At 44.2% G+C, this 18,274-nt stretch carries 12 protein-coding genes; 5 read left to right on the top strand and 7 right to left on the bottom strand.

The window, feature by feature from the left end:
* Positions 1-11: 11 nt before the first annotated feature.
* Positions 12-2,195: a penicillin acylase family protein gene (locus tag DS891_RS23055; RefSeq protein ID WP_158299088.1), complete on the bottom strand. Its 2,184-nt coding sequence runs from the start codon at positions 2,193-2,195 to the stop codon at positions 12-14.
* Between the two features lie 924 nt (positions 2,196-3,119).
* On the opposite strand from DS891_RS23055, the gene glnA reads away from it, so the two are divergent.
* From glnA to DS891_RS23030, 5 genes are all read left to right on the top strand, one after another.
* Positions 3,120-4,526: a glutamate--ammonia ligase gene (gene glnA, locus DS891_RS23050; protein WP_010604329.1), complete on the top strand. Its 1,407-nt coding sequence runs from the start codon at positions 3,120-3,122 to the stop codon at positions 4,524-4,526.
* A gap of 266 nt (positions 4,527-4,792) precedes the next feature.
* Complete coding sequence (locus DS891_RS23045) at positions 4,793-5,299, top strand: DUF4124 domain-containing protein (protein WP_010604328.1); 507 nt, start codon at positions 4,793-4,795, stop codon at positions 5,297-5,299.
* Between the two features lie 547 nt (positions 5,300-5,846).
* Positions 5,847-6,929, top strand: a complete 1,083-nt coding sequence (glnL, locus tag DS891_RS23040) for a nitrogen regulation protein NR(II) (RefSeq protein ID WP_174171038.1) — start codon at positions 5,847-5,849, stop codon at positions 6,927-6,929.
* Complete coding sequence (gene ntrC, locus DS891_RS23035) at positions 6,926-8,323, top strand: nitrogen regulation protein NR(I) (protein ID WP_174171037.1); 1,398 nt, start codon at positions 6,926-6,928, stop codon at positions 8,321-8,323. Before glnL ends, ntrC begins: the two co-directional genes overlap by 4 nt.
* Positions 8,324-8,345: 22 nt before the next feature.
* A complete protein-coding gene (locus DS891_RS23030) occupies positions 8,346-8,807 on the top strand; it encodes a cyclic nucleotide-binding domain-containing protein (protein WP_010374445.1) in 462 nt (153 codons plus the stop codon).
* A 33-nt stretch (positions 8,808-8,840) separates the two neighbouring features.
* On the opposite strand, the gene DS891_RS23025 is transcribed toward DS891_RS23030, so the two are convergent.
* The 6 genes from DS891_RS23025 to DS891_RS23000 form a co-directional block, all read right to left on the bottom strand.
* Positions 8,841-10,076, bottom strand: a complete 1,236-nt coding sequence (locus DS891_RS23025; RefSeq protein WP_174171036.1) for a cysteine desulfurase-like protein — start codon at positions 10,074-10,076, stop codon at positions 8,841-8,843.
* 9 nt (positions 10,077-10,085) lie between these two features.
* Positions 10,086-10,718 carry a 2OG-Fe dioxygenase family protein gene (locus tag DS891_RS23020; protein ID WP_010604322.1) on the bottom strand — a complete coding sequence of 211 codons (633 nt, stop codon included), beginning with the start codon at positions 10,716-10,718 and terminating at the stop codon, positions 10,086-10,088.
* A 245-nt stretch (positions 10,719-10,963) separates the two neighbouring features.
* A complete protein-coding gene (gene acnB, locus DS891_RS23015) occupies positions 10,964-13,561 on the bottom strand; it encodes a bifunctional aconitate hydratase 2/2-methylisocitrate dehydratase (protein WP_174171035.1) in 2,598 nt (865 codons plus the stop codon).
* A gap of 311 nt (positions 13,562-13,872) precedes the next feature.
* Positions 13,873-14,922 carry an OmpA family protein gene (locus DS891_RS23010; protein WP_174171045.1) on the bottom strand — a complete coding sequence of 350 codons (1,050 nt, stop codon included), beginning with the start codon at positions 14,920-14,922 and terminating at the stop codon, positions 13,873-13,875.
* 151 nt (positions 14,923-15,073) lie between these two features.
* Positions 15,074-16,852: an ABC transporter ATP-binding protein gene (locus tag DS891_RS23005; protein ID WP_174171034.1), complete on the bottom strand. Its 1,779-nt coding sequence runs from the start codon at positions 16,850-16,852 to the stop codon at positions 15,074-15,076.
* Positions 16,853-18,274 carry a YdiU family protein gene (locus DS891_RS23000; RefSeq protein WP_174171033.1) on the bottom strand — a complete coding sequence of 474 codons (1,422 nt, stop codon included), beginning with the start codon at positions 18,272-18,274 and terminating at the stop codon, positions 16,853-16,855.

The following is an 18,274-nucleotide window of genomic DNA, read 5'->3' as shown; positions in this document are numbered from 1 at the left end:
AATTATTATATTTATTGCGGTGTTTCAGTAACTAATTGATTACTTTCATATAAGTCGATCATGTCATCATAGTGTGGGCTCATGATATTGCCGGACTGACCCGTTGAATTGATGTACCAAGACTTAAACCCTTCCTGCTTACTCGACACCATAATTTGGCGAAACCCAGCACCAAATATCTGCTCATATCCATCAGCACTATCAAACCGATAACCGGCGGCATTCACGGTATCTAATGAACCAGCTCCAGTGATCTGCCGCTCAAAAATTCGTCTCGAAAAGTCCGCTTCACTAAAGGGTTGATGCGCGAAAGTTCTCGGCGCAAGCTCTCCCCATGACCACGGCCTAGCGCCAAACTTACGCTCAAGTTCAACTAAAGTCGCTTGATAGGAATCCCTAATTTCATCTGTACATTTTTCTGAAGTGTCAGAACACCATAATTCATGGTCTTGTAAGGCGAGCAATAACTGTTTGTCGGTTAGACTAGATGCGGTTAGCCCGCCACCAAATTGTGTAGCAAGACTTTGTGAATGGAATAATTTGACTTTTAAATTTCTGATCATGACTTGGTATATAGCACCAACGTCAGGGTCAGATTTATAATCTCCGTCCCAATGTAGTAGTTCACCAAGTAAAGGCTTCAGATTTGGATAGTCATTTCTAAGAAGGTTGAGTAGATCTATCGCTCCTAAGTCAAGTACATCACCTTGAATACTCCGGAAAGTATCGATGGAAAGTTTGTGTCCTCGCTTTAACTCACCTTCTATAAGAGATGCTATACGTTCCGCTCTATATGAAGGAGCCCAGTCCATAGAAATGAAGTAAGGATAATCCTCAGAGACATGTTTTTGGTTGGCATTAATGATATAGCCTTTTTTAGGGTTGAATTCCGTTGGCATACTTTCCCAAGGAATGTACCCAGTCCATTCAAACTCATACTGATTAACAGGTATGGCTCCAGAATGTTTTTTGCGAAGCGGAACTTTACCCGCGCTATTGAGGCCTATATTGCCTAGGCGATCTGCATAAACAAAATTGATTGTCGGCGTGATAAGAAGCTGGAGCGCATTCCTGAACTCTTCCCAATTAGAAGCATAATTCAGGTCGATCAAGGCAGAAATAGAAGTATCACTGTCATTTAAAGCTGTCCATCTCAGTGCATACCCATGAGACGCGCCAGCACTATAATCTAGAATAGGCCCATATTTTGATTGTGCAACCGTATGTTTTATAGTCTCTGGGGCTTTTCTAAATTGAGCTGGGAAGTCAGCCTTAACCGCGATCTCCTCTACCCTTTGAACAATTTTCTCTCCTGCAGAATTCCCTCCTCGATTAAGGTCCACTATGACCAAATCTTGCGTATCCGCGGGCATGTTAGTACCGCCCCAAGCAATATGAGCATTATGTCCAAATACAATTACAGGCAATCCTGGAATGGTCATACCTGATGCGTTTACTTCGCCGCCTAACAAAGACGCTCGATACCATAATGAAGGCATTTGGAAAGAGAGATGAGGATCATTCGCCAACATCGCATCGCCCGAAGCACTTAACTCCCCAGAAATTGCCCAAGCGTTACTCCCGGCAAATTTGCCTCCAATCCCATGCTCTAGCAATAAAGCTTCTTCGATACTCGCTAACTGGCTTAACGTCTCATCCAATTTAGCGACACGTGATATATCCTCTGATAAAGATTGCTGATCATTAAGCTCTGGATAGATTGAGTGTAAATAGTCCACTGGTAATTTAGCGGCAGCTTGTACTCTGGCGCGTTCATAATTAGCAGCAAAACTCAGAGAGTAAGAAAGTAGCTTACCTACCATTAATGAATCTTCAGGAGACCAATTTGAAGCAACGACACCAAAAACCCTAAACTCAATTGGTAGGTTTTCAGAATCTCTGATATACGCATTCACTCCTTCAGAGAAGGCAACTAAGATGCCTTTTTCCCGCTTCCCTAAACTTTTTAGCGCCTCTTTTGCAGCATCAGCAAGCCCCAAAGTACGCATATATTTATCACGCTCAATTGTTGATGCTCCAAAGACCTCACTCAAAGTACCTTTAATTAATCGGCGCTGTAACTCCATTTGCCAAAGCCGATCTTGAGCTTGAACATATCCCATAGCGAAAAAAGCATCATGATCACTTTTCGCGCTTATATTTGGAACTCCGTACTTATCTCTAGAGATACTCACTTTGTTACTCAAAGCGCTATCGCTTAATGTTATATTATCCAGAGGTAAAGTTTCTCTCTCGTCTAAGTAAAAATAAGAGATGATTATAATGAGGGGAATAAATACTAAAATAACAAATCTTAATGCTAATGACTCTCGAGAAAACACCTTACTTCTTCCTTGCATATCAACAGTAACAAACGAAAATTTAGCCTATTAGAGTGCATCAAGTAGCCCCTTTAACATTAGACTCAACTTATTAATATCAGGTACATAGTACCCAAAAAATGAAACCGATCAACACAAAAAACAAAACAAAAATTAACTCGATTAACACAATTAACACACAGGACACAATTGAGAAATACAAAATTGCATAATGTACATACAACTTCCTCACATGCAGTATCATTCACCTAAATACAGACAAATAAATGGTGAACAAAAAGTCGCCTATAAAATGCGGGCTCTTTGGTGTTAGCGTATATAAACAAAAGATGTAAAAATTAATCTAAGAAGCAGTTAATGAGCAAAGAAAAGTTTCGATTAAATACCTAAAGAAAGGTGCTTTATATGCAATATTTAGAATGTATTTTTTCTATAAATTTAGAAATTAATTTCAATTTTCTGCTCAATACCAGACCACCATTAGTGCAGACAACTGAATATACTCGAGCAATTTTTAGCTATTCGATATCTTGATACCTTGAGCATTTAATCAATATCAACTACAACAGAAATGGAAAGTGTCGTTGTCAGGAAAAATATTACGCACCACCATGGAACACTTACGCACCAATTTAGTGCAAAACATCCGTTCACAGATCAGTGAATTTAAATAAATCACTAAAAATCAAACAGTTAAACAATTGGCACGATTAACGCTTATCAAGGTGCAATTGCAGTACATTGCAGCAAAAAATAACCCAACGAGTCGGAGGACACATGTCACAATCGGTTTTAGATTTTATTAAAGAGCACGACGTAAAATTTGTTGACTTACGTTTCACAGATACAAAAGGTAAAGAACAACACGTATCGATCCCGCATCATCAAGCCGATGAAGACTTCTTTGAAGACGGCAAAATGTTTGATGGCTCATCTATCGCTGGTTGGAAAGGCATCAACGAATCTGACATGGTACTTATGCCTGACGCAGAAAGTGCTAAGCTAGACCCGTTCGCAGAAGAAACAACCCTTATCGTCCGTTGTGACGTGGTTGAACCAAACACACACCAAGGTTACGAGCGTGACCCACGTTCAGTAGCTAAACGCGCTGAAGAGTTCATGCGTTCAACGGGTATTGCAGACACCGTATTATTCGGTCCTGAGCCAGAGTTCTTCTTGTTTGACGATGTTAAATTTAAAACTGACATGTCTGGCTCAATGTACAAAATTGATGCTGAAGAAGCGGCTTGGAACTCAGACAAAGACTACGAAGGTGGTAACACAGGTCACCGTCCTGGCGTAAAAGGTGGTTACTTCCCAGTAGCACCGGTAGATTCGTCTAATGATTGGCGTGCAGCTACTTGTTTAGTACTTGAAGAGATGGGCCACGTTGTTGAAGCGCACCACCACGAAGTAGCAACTGCTGGTCAAAATGAGATTGCGACTCGCTTTAATACTATGGTAACTAAAGCAGACGAAATCCAAGAGATGAAGTACGTTATCCACAACATGGCTCACCTATACGGTAAGACAGCAACCTTTATGCCTAAGCCAATCGTTGGTGATAACGGTTCAGGCATGCATTGCCACCAATCACTTGCTAAAGACGGCAAGAACATCTTCGCAGGCGACAAGTACGGCGGTCTATCTGAAGAAGCGCTTTACTACATTGGTGGTATCATTAAGCATGCTAAAGCAATCAATGCATTCACTAACCCAGCAACAAACTCTTATAAGCGTCTAGTACCAGGGTTTGAAGCGCCAGTTATGCTTGCATACTCAGCACGTAACCGCTCAGCATCAATCCGTATCCCGGTGATCCCATCAGAAAAGGGTCGTCGTATCGAAGTACGCTTCCCAGATCCTGCGGCTAACCCATACCTAGCTTTCGCAGCGCAGTTGATGGCTGGTCTTGACGGTATCCGCAACAAGATCCACCCTGGCGATGCAATGGACAAAGATTTGTACGACCTACCAGCGGAAGAAGCAGCAGAAATCCCAACAGTTGCAGCATCACTTGACGAAGCGCTTGCTTCTCTAGATGCTGACCGTGAGTTCTTAACTCAAGGTGGCGTATTCACTGACGACCTAATCGATGCGTACATCACACTTAAGTCGAAAGAAGTTGAAAAATTAAACATGACAACTCACCCAGTTGAGTTCGAAATGTACTACAGCGTTTAATCGCTAACAGACTACTACGCTCAGTACCGCGGTATTGAGCTTGTAGAGCCAAAACTCATTATGCGTTTCTGGCACTCTTAATCATATGTGTTCTCAAGTCCGTAATTACGGGCTTTTTTAATTTAATTCAAAAGGTTAAATTAAATATCTCGAATAAATTTATTATCGGAGTTACTCATTTGTAACTCGCAATTCCAACAACACTATACTAAAGTATGAACAGTAGTTTACTGTGGAGAGTTGTGGTGCGTCAGTGGTTTCTTATAATGTCGGTTAGCATGACGCTAACCCTAACAAGCATTGATGCTGCAGCAGAGTCCAATCCAAAAATCTATCGCTGGAAAGACAAAAACGGCCATTGGGTCTATTCGGATGTACCGCAACCAGGTTCAAAAGAAGTCAAACTCAACGCCAGCGCTTTAACCATGCCAAGTGTTGATACTAAAATTCTCGAACAAACGGATACAACACCAACGATTCAATATACAGCTAAAATCACTTCTCCTGAGCATGAGCAAACAATCCGTGATAATAGTGGCAGTGTATACGTAACTGGCACCATAGAGCCAAGATTTACCCAAGGACTAAGCGTGCAACTCTTTCTCAACGGAACAGCCACAGGGCCAAAACAAAGTAATACTCAGTTTTCTTTGCGTGGTATCAATCGTGGCGAGCACTCTTTGGTTATGAAAGTGTTTAATCAAAAAGGTATGTTAGTCGCCCAAAGCGATGCTCATAAGTTCTTTTTGCACCGCAATACCGTGAATAATTAGAGCGATATTGCTTACCTACACTGACTTTTAACCAGTAGTTGCAAACACACCATACTCATCCCTCCTGCTATTGAGGAGGCCAAACTCGACATTTCGTTGTGTTCAATCCACAACCTTTGCTCACCCACCTGGATTTGATAGTAGACTTCAGCCTTTGTTTGCAGTAGATATTTATCTCGCCAGTTAGGTTGAACGACCCGCATTACGCCTGTAAGGGTGGTTTTCTCGCCATTCGTAGCCCGATGTAAATTAGCGGTGTGAGGAGGAAAGCAACCCGTATACTCGGTAACATACCTAGCGCCTTGAAAGTCACAACCACTCATGCAGAACGTGACAAAAAGGCTCCCCCCGCAAGCACAAGCTAGATGTATTTTTTGAAACAAAGCATTAATAATGTGGGCACCTTAAAGTTGGCATGCTTTATTAATACCAAGTTTAGGATACGAGTTCGAAAACCCCTAGTTTCTGAGCTCAGGTAATAATTTAATCCAATGGATGCAAAGCTATGCTATTCTCATTGCACCACATTGGTGCACGGTGAACATATATGGATCAACATAACTCGATTGACTTGGATAAAGTTTGGCAATCTCTCTCAACCGCGATTTTAGTGCTCGATCAAAATTTAATGATCCACTATGCCAATTACAGCAGTAGTGAACTACTGGGACTCAGCACTAAACGGCTTGTTGGGCTGGCGGTTGATAGTGTGTTTAATCATCATCATATAGACTTGCCACGGCTCTCTAAATACGTGCTACAAGATGGTGTAGACTGCCAGCAACACAGGGTAGACGTGGTATTTGTAGATAATCGTGTTGCGACACTAAGTCTGCATGCCAGACGAGTTTACCTTGCAGAAGAGGCGTTCATTTTAGTGGAATGTCGCCGTGTTGATGATGCCCTGCGTTATGACCAAGCATCCAATCAAATGCACCAATTTCAAGCAGCTCGAAACCTCATTCGCAGTCTTGCCCATGAAATAAAAAATCCACTTGGTGGGATCCGCGGTGCGGCGCAATTATTGCAGTATGAAACTGATCAACAAGAACGGGAAGAATGTGCCACGCTCATTATTGAGCAAGCAGATAGATTGCGCGAGTTGGTAGATAAACTGCTTGGACCCAATCAGTTACCACAAAAAGAGCCGTGTAATATCCATCAGGCGTTAGAATCGGTGATAAAGTTAACCACCTTGGAGCGCGATGCCGATATCACCTTGGTAAAAGATTATGATCCCAGTATTCCGGCTATCGTGATAGATCAAGCCAAAATTCAGCAGGTTCTGCTGAATATGCTACGCAATGCTCAACAAGCGCTACAGCATGACGGTACGATCACCATAACAACGCGTATTAAACACCGTCTTCATCATGGTGAGCGACTATTGAAAAAAGCATTACTCATCCGTATCAGCGACAACGGTCCAGGGATCGCCGATGAGGTAAAAGAGACATTGTTCTTTCCGATGATCACGAATAAAGAAGGAGGCTCTGGACTTGGGCTCTCTATCGCGCAAACTTTGGTAGAGCAACACCAAGGATTTATCGAATGCGATAGTTGGCCAGGACACACTGAGTTCAGTATCTACCTTCCCTTTGACAACACCGAAACAGGAAACGTGCAATGAAATCAGTTTGGTTAGTCGATGATGACGCTTCAATCCGATTTGTTTTAGAAAAGGCATTAAAGCGAGCTGAGTTTGAAACCGAGAGCTTCGCCAGTGGTCAAGATGTATTGACCGCGCTTGAATATGAGCAACCCGCAGTGCTGATCTCAGATGTACGTATGCCAGGTATCGATGGCATGGCCTTGTTAGATAAAATTGCAGGGCTCTACCCAAACTTGCCGGTGATCATTATGACCGCGCACTCGGACTTGGATTCTGCGGTCAACGCATTTAAAAAAGGGGCGTTTGAATATCTCGCCAAACCTTTCGACTTAAACGAGGCCGTTTCCCTTGTGCAACGTGCATTTCGTGCAGGCCAGCAAACTAAAAAGCAAAAGCGCCAAAGTGAAAAAGCCAATAGCCCCGACATTATTGGTGAAGCCCCAGCGATGCAGGAAGTGTTCCGCGCCATCGGTAAACTTTCCGCTTCAAGCATGAGTGTATTGATTAACGGCGAATCAGGCACGGGTAAAGAGCTTGTGGCAGGCGCGCTGCACAATCACAGCCCGCGCAAAGAGGCTTCTTTTATCGCGCTCAATATGGCCGCCATCCCCAAAGATCTCGTCGAGTCTGAGTTGTTCGGCCATGAAAAAGGCGCTTTTACCGGTGCTGACAGCATGCGCCGTGGCCGCTTTGAGCAAGCCGATGGTGGCACTCTATTTTTAGATGAGATCGGTGATATGCCACTGGACGTACAAACTCGCCTATTGCGCGTACTCGCCGATGGTGAGTTTTATCGGGTTGGTGGCCACAACAGTGTGAAGGTCGATGTCCGTATCGTCGCGGCTACCCATCAAGACTTAGAGACACTGGTCAAGCAAGGTAAATTCCGTGAAGACTTGTTTCACCGTCTAAATGTCGTCAGGTTAAAACTTCCAGCCTTACGTGAGCGCCCTGAAGATATCGCCGCCCTGTGCGACCACTTCCTTGCAAAAAGCGCAAAGGAGCTAAAAGCCGAGCCAAAAATCATCTCCAAACATGCTCTGCAAAAAATGCAGGCGTATCATTGGCCTGGCAACGTTAGACAATTGGAAAACACCTGCCGTTGGTTAACGGTAATGGCCCCGGGTGAACTTGTCACCCCTGCGGATCTTCCCGAAGAGCTAGAAAAGCCACAACAGATTGACGCCTTAGAGCATGGCAATTGGCTGGACGCATTCCAAACTTGGTTAGACTCAGAGTTACGTAAAGGAAAAGACCATATTTGGCCCGATGTACAGGCACAATTAGAAACACGACTGATCAAATCCGCACTCAATGCCTGTCATGGTCATAAGCAAGATGCGGCGTTAAAGATAGGTTGGGGACGCAATACATTGACCAGAAAGCTAAAAGAACGCAATATTCAAGAATAAGTTTGATTTGTGAATAGTTTGCATGAAGTTACTTGAAAATGTCCCACTGTTTAAACAACTAGAGATCATCAATCGCTTAGCGTTTTTTAAAGAGTTTACGCTTGCCGAGCGCCAGGTATTGCTTGAGTCTTTTGGTCACTTATATCTGGTGCAACAAGAGCGTCATGCTTTCAAACGCTTTGAAAAAGACAATCGCCTGTATATTGTATTAAGCGGTGAGTTTTTGATTTTTAAACAAGATGCGGCCCATGATTTAGGTAAAGTTGGTCCTGGAGAGTTTTTAGGTGAAGGTGCATTTATCACTAACCGAGAACGCAGCACTAGCGCACAAGCGTTAAAAGACAGCATCATATTGGCGATAACCCCAGATGCATTAACACGCTTGCCCAATGTGATCCGGGAAAAAATCAAAGATAAGCTCATTGAAGGTATGAGCCATCGCATTGCTAAGCTCAATGCATTTATTGAAGGGCAAGAAACCTAAATGAGCAGTGGGAGCCGTAGCTCCCACTTTGTATTATGCTAACAACTCACTAAATGCATCAAACAAGCTATCTAGTTCTTCTATGGTGTTGTAATGCATACAACCGATGCGAACAACCCCACCTTTATCCATCACCCCTAGCTGCTCGCAAAGCCCTTGGGCGTAGAAATTACCATCCCATACGCACATGTGCTTTTTACCTAAGAATTCCGACACGGTACGTGGCTCGATGCCATCAAATGTCAAAGCAAACGTTGGTGTACGCTCAGCGAGTCGCTCACGTGACTCGATACCAAAAAGTTTAATCTTTTTAAATTCGGCTAAACGCGTTAAGAAGTGCTGGCTAAGCTGCATCTCATGCGCTTTTGTGCGTGCAAACGCCTCAACCAGTTTCTCACGGCGTGGTGCATCTACACTCATCTCGCTAAGTGAAGCAATGTAGTCAATCGCCGCAACAACACCCGCTAGTCCTTCGAAACTCTGCGTACCAGTTTCCCAGCGGCCTGGGATAATGTCTTTTGCCGGCTCCACCTTATACGGAGTAAAACCTTCTAAATGCTCACGCTTACCATAAACAATGCCCACATGCGGACCAAAGAACTTATAAGCAGAGCACGCAAGGAAGTCGCAATCCAAACCTTGTACATCGATTAGCTCATGAGGTGCATAATGCACAGCATCAACATATACCAATGCACCAACTTGGTGCACAAGCTCCACAATGCGTTTGATATCGTTGATTGAGCCCGTTGTATTCGATGCATACGTCACCGCAACTAACTTAGTCTTGGCATTTAGTAGTGATTCAAAATGCGCAAGATCAAGCGTGCAATCGGTTTCATTAATACGCACCGCATGTACCGTCGCACCTTTATCTTCGGCAGCTTGACGCCATGAAGAAACGTTTGAATAGTGATCGGCATTGGTCACAATGACTTCATCACCTGCTTGCCATTCGCGAGATAGCGCACGGCTAAAGCTAAAGGTTAAGCTAGTCATGTTGGCACCAAATACAATTTGATCTGCACTTGGCGCATTGAGTAAGTCCGCAACCGCTTGGCGCGCTTCACTCATCAAACTGACGGTCTTATCGCTTGAGAAAAATGCACCACCTAAGTTAGAGTTAAAATAACCAAGGTAAGCAGACATCGCGCTCAACACGGATTGCGGTACTTGAGAGCCACCCGGACCATCAAGGAAAATTGGCGCGGCTCCACCAATACTTTGCATAAGCGCAGGGAACTGACGACGCACTTGATTTAAATCCATACTACCCTCTTAGGCTGTAAATACGAAGCAGTCTAGATAACCAACTTGCTCGGCATCTAGCTTGTTCATCGGTGTTGCGTTATGCCACACTTCACGGTCATTCACCAGTGCAAATAAACCATCTTTGATTTCCATTTTGAAACAGGGCTCAGCTTCTTTGTGCTCATATACCAATAGCTCGCCACCGGCGATATTTTCGTGAGAAACACCGCAGACACAGACATGGTCAAAGCCATCTTGGTGCACACCTTCTGGCGCAGGAGGGGTATCGCTTTCAATCGCTAACATGCGAAACTGATGCACCTCTATGCTGGTATCGTCTGCAATTCCCGTCATGGCTTTAAATTCAGCAAGCATATGCTTAAAGCCATCGGTGTTTAACATGTCCTGCTCAAGGTTTTCGTAAACACGCTCAATATTACCTTGGAAAGTATTAATTGAGTCGTCTTGCACGAAAGCTTTCGTCGGCTGCAATGTTACTTCACCGTCAGTGAATTTAACCACAGAGTAACGGCGCTTTCTGAATGCACCATCGGCATAAGGGTTATCTGGGAGTTGATTGAAGAAAGGCTTAACTGCGTCGATATGTGACTGCGGTAAAAAGCGTAGTTGTAATAAATTCTGGTTGTTTACTGTTGTCATGATCCTCTCGCCCATTGATGAGAATTTGCCGACAATTCTAATAAAACCAGAGAAAATTACTGTTTAAAAAAACGGGATTTTAACAAGCAAAACGCAATAAAAACCCACTTATAGCCACTTTAATAGATTACTTATCTAGGTTTAAAATAATGCTTGATAACACCATTTAAGATGAGCGTTTTATGTGCATAAAAAAAGCCAGCATGCGCTGGCTTTTTTCTTTCAATGTATTCTAGAGCGAGTAATTAAACCGCTTGTTGAATGATCACTGAGTCTGCCTTTTTAGTGTACTGAGGCATCTTATGGAAGTTCAAGTAACGGTAAGTGTCCGCAGCCGTTGCATTGATCTTCTCTGCATACTCTTGATATTCAGCAGGTGTTGGTAGTTTACCAAGAATAGCAGCTACCGCTGCAAGCTCTGCTGATGCAAGGAATACGTTTGCACCTGTACCTAAACGGTTAGGGAAGTTACGAGTCGAGGTAGAAACAACCGTTGCTTTATCAGCAACACGTGCCTGGTTACCCATACATAGTGAACATCCTGGAGTTTCGATACGTGCACCTACACGACCGTAAATACCGTAGTAACCTTCGTCAGTTAACTGATCGCGGTCCATCTTCGTTGGTGGAGCAACCCATAGTTGCGTTGGTAGACGACCACCGAAATTATCCAGTAGTTTACCAGCTGCACGGAAGTGACCGATGTTAGTCATACAAGAGCCGATGAATACTTCGTCGATCTTCTCACCAGTTACCGCTGAAAGTAGACGAGCGTCATCAGGGTCATTTGGTGCACAAAGGATTGGCTCTTTGATATCAGCAAGATCAATCTCAATGGTGTGCGCGTATTCTGCATCCGCGTCAGCAGTCATTAGCTCAGGATTCGCTAGCCACTCTTCCATCTTAGTGATACGACGCTCAATGGTACGTACATCACCATAGCCTTCAGAGATCATCCACTTAAGCATCACGATATTAGAGTTTAGGTACTCTTCGATAGACGCTTGTGAAAGCTTAACAGTACAACCTGCCGCACTACGCTCTGCAGATGCGTCAGATAGTTCGAACGCTTGCTCAACCGTTAAATGCTCAACACCTTCGATTTCAAGGATGCGACCAGAGAATTCGTTGATCTTACCTTTTTTCTCAACCGTCAATAGACCTTGCTGGATTGCATAGTAAGGGATAGCGTGTACTAGGTCACGTAATGTGATACCCGGCTGCATTTCACCTTTAAAACGAACAAGGATTGACTCAGGCATATCCAACGGCATTACGCCCGTTGCTGCTGCAAACGCTACTGCACCTGAACCGGCTGGGAATGAAATACCTAACGGGAAACGAGTATGTGAGTCACCACCTGTACCTACTGTATCTGGAAGTAGCATACGGTTTAGCCATGAGTGGATAACACCGTCACCAGGGCGTAGTGATACACCGCCACGGTTCATGATGAAATCAGGAAGTGTGTGGTGTGTGTTTACATCGATTGGCTTAGGATAAGCTGAGGTATGACAGAATGACTGCATTGTAAGGTCAGCAGAGAAGCCAAGACAAGCAAGATCTTTAAGCTCATCACGCGTCATTGGACCCGTAGTATCCTGAGAACCTACTGTTGTCATTGTTGGCTCACAGTATTGACCTGGGCGTACACCTGCCATGTTACATGCTTTACCAACCATCTTCTGTGCAAGCGTAAAGCCTTTACCAGAATCAGCCACTAACTTAGGCTTACGGAAGATATCTTCAGCTTCTAGGCCTAGTGAAGCACGAGCTTTATCAGTTAGACCACGACCGATGATCAATGGAATACGGCCACCAGCACGCACTTCATCAAGAATTACGTCTGATTTCAGTGAGAACGTTGAGATAACTTCGTCAGTACCGTGACGCTTAACCACACCTTCGTATGGGAAGATGTCGATTTGGTCGCCCATATTTAGTTCGTCAACTGGAAGCTCAATCGGTAGTGCACCTGAATCTTCCATGGTATTGAAGAAGATTGGCGCAATTTTACCACCTAGACACACACCGCCAACGCGCTTGTTTGGTACGAATGGAATGTCATCACCCATGAACCAAAGTACGGAGTTAGTTGCAGATTTACGAGATGAGCCTGTACCAACAACGTCACCTACGTACGCTAGCGGTAAACCTTTACCATTAAGCTCTTCCAGTTGTGCAATTGGACCTACTTCACCTGGCTTATCAGGGTTGATACCGTCACGCTCGTTTTTAAGCATAGCCAGTGCGTGTAATGGGATATCTGGACGAGACCAAGCATCTGGTGCTGGAGACAAGTCATCTGTATTTGTCTCACCCGTTACTTTGAATACAGTCACTGAAATCTTGTCTGCAACGGCTGGCTTCTCAAGAAACCATTCTGCATTTGCCCATGACTCAATCACTTGCTTAGCAAACTCATTGCCTGCTTTTGCTTTTTCTTCTACATCGTAGAATGCGTCAAACATCAGTAGTGTATGAGATAAACCCTTAGCAACGATAGGTGCAAGTGCTGCGTCGTCTAGTAGGTCGATCATAGGCGCGATGTTGTAACCACCAAGCATAGTGCCAAGTAGTTCAGCTGCATACTCTTTTGAAATGAGTGGTGATTCAGCTTCGCCTTTCGCTACTGCAGCCAAAAAGCCTGCTTTTACGTAAGCGGCATCATCTACACCTGGCGGTACACGATTGATAAATAGATCAACGATGAACTCTTCTTCACCTGCAGGTGGAGTTTTTAGTAATTCGATAAGGTCAGCAGTTTGCTGCGCGTCTAACGGCTTAGGCACGATACCTTGCGCGGCACGCTCTTCTACGTGTTTACGATATTCTTGAAGCACAATATTGCCCTCTTGGTGACGTGGACAGACAAGTAAATGATCTGGCTGCGATTATTGATGCAATCGGCTGAACCATTCCCTTGACCATAAAATATAATGAACAATTATAAGGTCTTTGAGTATAGATGAAAATCTTGCATGCGATACCTCGCCTTATAGTCACTATAAATACAATGAATAAGCATACCGAAACAAGTATATTTTGATGAATATTAGTCAAACGAGAATCATTTTAATTTTGCGAAAAGGTACGCTTGGTGGGATTAAAAAAGGCTCCCGAAGGAGCCTTTTTGCATAAGCTAAGTTGAAAATTAACGCTTAACTTTTACTTTCTCTTTAGAAGAAACGTGCGCTTCTACACGACGGTTTTCCGCATGTGCTTTTAGCGTGTTTGCTGGATTTTTCAAACGCTCTTCACCGTAACCAACCGTGGTAATACGCATTGAATCTACACCCATATCAACGAGTTTCTCAGCAACGTTTTTCGCGCGGCGCTCAGAAAGCTTCTGGTTGTAATCCGCATCACCCACAGCTGACGCGTGACCTTCAATCACAACATCTGCATTTTTATGCTCTTTCAGGAACTTAGCAACCGCGTTGATATCATCAACATATTGCTGTGAGAAAGAAGCATCGTCATGCGGGAAGCGGACTAGCAGGCTTACTTTGTCTTCTTTAGTCTCGTACAAAGTACAGCCAGACGCATCAACAGCATCCGTCATTGGTGTATTGGCACATTTATCTTCGCTGTCCACTACACCGTCTTTATCACTGTCTTGTGGTGCTTCTGCAACTACAGGTGCCGGAGCAGGTGCAACTTCTTCCGTTTTAGCCGTGCTACCGAATGAGTAGTTGATACCAATTTTACCGCCAACATCAGTAAAACCTGCTTCTAAGCCTTGGTAAACTGCCGCTTCTGCATTCACGAACAAGTGATCGGTGAAGTAGTGACGAACACCAGCACCAACGTTAGCAAAAGTGTTATCTGAAATTACGTCCAGATTCATCTTTTTGATACCCACTAGACCATAGAATGGGCCACCATCAAAGTGATACAAACCATCGATACCATAACGCTCTGCGTCTAGTGAACCATTACTGATCCCACCAAGATCAAAATCCATGTCTGCATACTCAAGACGACCACTCCAATATTTATCAAAACGGTAGCCGATTTCAGCACCCCAACCAGTAGACTCTTCTACGTCTAAGCCAGCCATATCACGGTGATTTTGCCAGTCAGCATCATAGTAATCACCGAATACACCAAGATATACACCTTCAGTAGGTTCAGTGGTGTTTGCATTTGCATTGGCTGTTACTGCCATCGCAACTAGTAAGCTCAAAGTTTTAATTTTCATCATTCCTTCCCATCTCTGTTAGTTAACGCATTGAGTATTGACTCGGATAGTCTACCAGAAAATGCGTCTACTGATTACGTTGCATAGATAATATTAGCTCGTCCATTAATGTTTACTTAACGTTACATAAGGAATTTTTGCTATTTATGAATTAATTTTGATGGCCAAATAAGATTTGGTACAAACCTTGTTCCTTTAACAACTCCTTATGTTCTCCATACTGGGACACCTCGCCATCATCTAACACATAAATTAAGTCGGCTTGTTTTATTGCGCTCAGTCGATGTGCAATAATCAAAGTCGTTCTGTCTGCCAAAAACGCTTGTAAATTGCGATGAATTTTTGCCTCAGTCTCAATATCAAGTGCTGAGGTCGCTTCATCCAGCACCACCACTTTAGGATCGGCAACAACCATTCTAGCAATGGCTAACCTTTGCTTCTGTCCTCCGGACAATTTAATCCCGTTGCGACCGACTTGCGCATCTAACTTGTCGGCTAGCGCAAGTACGGTATCGGCTAGCTCTGCAACTCGGAGTGCCTGCCACAGTATTTTGTCAGATACCTCTCTTCCCATTGCTAGATTTTCACGGATGCTGGTATTAAAGAGTATCGGCTGCTGCAGTACAGTCACTATATTATCTCGCACAGCTTCGTATCCAATCTGCTCTACTGGCGTGTCATTTATATGAATCTCGCCGCCTTGTTTTTCATACAATCCCAAAAGCAATTGCACCAAAGTGGATTTACCACCTCCAGACACCGCTACTAACGCTACTTTCTTCCCTGCTGGAATATGCAAAGATACCTGTTTGAGCACGGGTTGCTCTGCAACGTAAGCGAAGTCTATATTGGCAAATTTGATATCAACCTGAGATGAATCAAAGACGGTTTTCGTAGCGGGATATTGTGCTTCTGTCGCAAAATTAAAAACCTGATTTAACCTACTAAGTGCCGCCGAGGCACCATAGTACGCATATTGAATACCAAGAATTTCCTGCACAGGCCCCATCATGAACCAAAGGTAACCAAATACCGCAAATATCTGGCCGACCGTTAAATCAGAAAACACCACCATAAACATAGCGACAGCACGGAAAAACTCGAACCCCACCAAAAACACGGTAAAACTTAAGCGGTTAACCGCATCCGTTTTCCATTGTGACTGCACCGCGTAATGTTTGAGATCTTTGGCAGCTACTTTAACTTGTGCAAAGTAGTTACCCTCTCGACGAACGGCTTTTAGTTGAGAAATAGCATCTAGCGTCTCGACTAGTGAGGTTTGTAGTGCCTCAAATGCAGCATTCTCTTCCTTTTTCAGCTCTTTAACATGTTTGCCAAACTGCCGAGAAAAATAGATGACCGCCGGATTGAGCAACAGGATCACCAGTCCCAACATCCAATCAATCCAAAGCAAAATCACCGCAGTGCCAATGATTGTGAGTAAACCGATTAAAAAGCGTGACAAGGTTTGGCTGATAAATTTATCCAAGGTTTCCACATCGGTAATACAGCGAGAGCTAATTGCTGCACCACCTTGGCTTTCGTACTCCTTAAGTTGAACTTTAGGTAAATGCGTAAGTAAGCGCTCACGGATTTGATAACTAATGTCCTTGCCAATAATAGTAAACTGGCGTGACTGCATCACCCCTAGCACCAAGCTGGCCAAGCGCATGGTTATTACAGCCAACAAAATAACCACGATATAGCCACTGGGGCCATGCCATTGCTCGGGCAATACCGAGTTCATCCAAGCCACTGCTCTACCTGGTGTGTCTAGTAAGACTTCATCGACCAGCAACGGCATCATCAAAGGGATAGGGACACTCACCAACGCGGCAAACAAGGCGATGATATGTGCCTTAATAAGCGGCCGTTTGTGCTCAAGGACTTTACGTTTAATTTCTTGCCAAGAAAGCTGCTGTTCTGCCATTTAGGTTCCACAAAAAGTTTGATAGTGGGCCGGTGTAGACGCGCTGATCCACGATTCAGGATAGTCTTTGTAATCATAGGGCGACGTCAACGCAGTTAGCCAATCCTCTAGCGTTTGGCTCATGCCTTGGCGATTAAATAGTGCAATCTCAGCCTCCACCAACGCATTACGGGGGATAAGTATCGGGTTAGCTTGGCTCATCAAGTTAGCCGCAACGTCATCGAGAGCACGCCTTTGCGCCCATTGTCGCTGCCAGCTCTCCAACTCCGTTGGCACGGATAAAGCTTTGTTTGGATGACCAAGCAAGCTATTAGTTAGTGCCGCAAAGGTATTGGTAAAGTCTAGTTCGTGCTCCGTCATCAACTTGAGTAAATCACTAAGGAGAATGTCGTCTGCGTCGCTCCATTCATCAATACCAAGCTTAGCCGCCCACATATCTTTGTACTTGCGATTAAACGATTCAGAAAACTCCGCCAAAATTTGACTAAATGCTTCAATTCCCGCTTGCTCATCCTGCCATAACACCAATAAGGCCTCGGCAAGTCGCGCACAGTTCCAATTCATGATGTTTGGCTGATTACCAAACGCATAGCGGCCTTGGCGGTCGATAGAGCTAAACACGGCGTTAAAATCAAACTTTTCCATCATTGCACAAGGGCCAAAGTCTATCGTTTCACCACTGAGTAAAATATTGTCGGTATTCATCACGCCATGAATAAAGCCAACCCGCATCCACTCGACGACTAAGTCAACCAACTGCTCACACACTTCACGAAACAATTCGAGTACATCCTGTTCGGTCTCAACTTTAAATCCCTCAAATAATTGCTCGCCCAGCAAGTTAAGTAGGCTCCATAGCTCATCTTTATCTTGCTGTGTAGCCAGATATTGCAAGGTACCGATGCGGATATGACTTTTTGCCACACGACATACAACTGCGCCAGGTACTTCACCTTGACGATAAACATGGTGTCCAGTGGTTACAACAGCTAGGCATTCCGTAGTTGGAACCCCCAAGCCAACCATAGCTTGGCTCATTATAAACTCACGTACCGCAGGTCCTAGCGCACAAAAGCCATCACCACCGCGAGAAAATCGCGTCGCTCCAGAGCCTTTCAAGTGCAGGTCGTATTGACGTCCGTCATCGAGCTTCACCCCGCCAATTAAATGCGCTCGGCCATCACCAAGTAACGGGTTAAATTGCCCAAACTGATGACCACTGTAGGCTAAGCTCGTAGGTTCAATATTGCCTAAAGGGCGCTGACCACTTAACAGCTCAGCAAGCGCTGTGGTGTCGTATTCCTTTAGCTCAAGCTTAACTAGCAACGGCGTATTAGATAGTAGTAATGTGGGCTGATTAAATCTTGCTGGTTGCTCCTTAAAGAGCAGAGCAGAACCCTGATAGGGCTGAAAAAATACCAT

Source organism: Pseudoalteromonas sp. JC28 (genome assembly GCF_013319255.1).
Taxonomy (GTDB): Bacteria; Pseudomonadota; Gammaproteobacteria; order Enterobacterales; family Alteromonadaceae; genus Pseudoalteromonas.
Note: the sequence above shows the minus strand (reverse complement) of the source record. Positions and strands in the feature narration are given on the sequence as shown.

Excerpts from the sequence above, each read along its gene's own strand:
- DS891_RS23000 (WP_174171033.1), bottom strand. The coding sequence starts at position 18,274 with ATGGTATTTTTTCAGCCCTATCAGGGTTCTGCTCTGCTCTTTAAGGAG.
- DS891_RS23010 (WP_174171045.1), bottom strand. The coding sequence starts at position 14,922 with ATGAAAATTAAAACTTTGAGCTTACTAGTTGCGATGGCAGTAACAGCC.
- glnL (WP_174171038.1), top strand. The coding sequence starts at position 5,847 with ATGGATCAACATAACTCGATTGACTTGGATAAAGTTTGGCAATCTCTC.
- glnA (WP_010604329.1), top strand. The coding sequence starts at position 3,120 with ATGTCACAATCGGTTTTAGATTTTATTAAAGAGCACGACGTAAAATTT.
- ntrC (WP_174171037.1), top strand. The coding sequence starts at position 6,926 with ATGAAATCAGTTTGGTTAGTCGATGATGACGCTTCAATCCGATTTGTT.
- DS891_RS23025 (WP_174171036.1), bottom strand. The coding sequence starts at position 10,076 with ATGGATTTAAATCAAGTGCGTCGTCAGTTCCCTGCGCTTATGCAAAGT.
- DS891_RS23020 (WP_010604322.1), bottom strand. The coding sequence starts at position 10,718 with ATGACAACAGTAAACAACCAGAATTTATTACAACTACGCTTTTTACCG.
- DS891_RS23045 (WP_010604328.1), top strand. The coding sequence starts at position 4,793 with ATGTCGGTTAGCATGACGCTAACCCTAACAAGCATTGATGCTGCAGCA.
- DS891_RS23030 (WP_010374445.1), top strand. The coding sequence starts at position 8,346 with ATGAAGTTACTTGAAAATGTCCCACTGTTTAAACAACTAGAGATCATC.
- DS891_RS23005 (WP_174171034.1), bottom strand. The coding sequence starts at position 16,852 with ATGGCAGAACAGCAGCTTTCTTGGCAAGAAATTAAACGTAAAGTCCTT.